At 71.6% G+C, this 633-nt stretch carries 1 pseudogene; it reads left to right on the forward strand.

What is annotated here, in order from left to right:
• Positions 1–114 precede the first annotated feature (114 nt).
• Positions 115–633 (forward strand): annotated as a pseudogene (locus CCN42_RS02775) (NAD(P)-dependent oxidoreductase); the annotation flags it as partial.

Here is a 633-nt window from a genome sequence, read left to right on the forward strand (position 1 = left end):
ACCGCGAGTGCCCCCGCCCCGATCGTCCTGCGCTCCACGTGGTCGTGACCCTCCCTCTCCTGGCACCCCAACCTAACCTCTGCGCCCGAGCGCCCCTGACATAGCCTCCGGACCATGACTGCTGATGTGTGGCTGCCCATTCCGCCGGAGGAGATCGAGGGCCTTCCGAAGGGGCCGACGTACCGCTTCTGGGACGGTGCGGAAACCTTTCCCTCGGACCCCGCCGACTGCGCCTTCTACGTCGTCCCCTACATGAAGCCGGCCGGACTGGGGCAGCGTCCCCTGCCGGAGATGACGTCCCTGGAGGTGGTGCAGACGCTGTCGGCCGGTACCGACCACGTGGAGCCCGGGCTGCACCGGGTCCGCGCGGGGGTGCGGCTGTGCAACGCGCGCGGGGTGCACGAGGCAAGCACCGCGGAGCTGACGCTCACNNGGCGCGCGGTCCCGTGCATCCGCTCACCGAGCTGCCCGCCCTGCTCCCGGAAGCGGACGTCGTCGTGGTCTCCACCCCGCTCACCGAGGCCACCCGGGGCCTCGTGGACGCCGACTTCCTGGCGCGGATGAAGGACGGCGCGCTGCTCGTCAACGTCGCCCGCGGACCCGTCGTCGACACCGAGGCGCTGCTCGGCGAAC

It is taken from the genome of Streptomyces glaucescens (assembly GCF_002154375.1).
GTDB classification, from domain to species: Bacteria; Actinomycetota; Actinomycetes; order Streptomycetales; family Streptomycetaceae; genus Streptomyces; species Streptomyces glaucescens.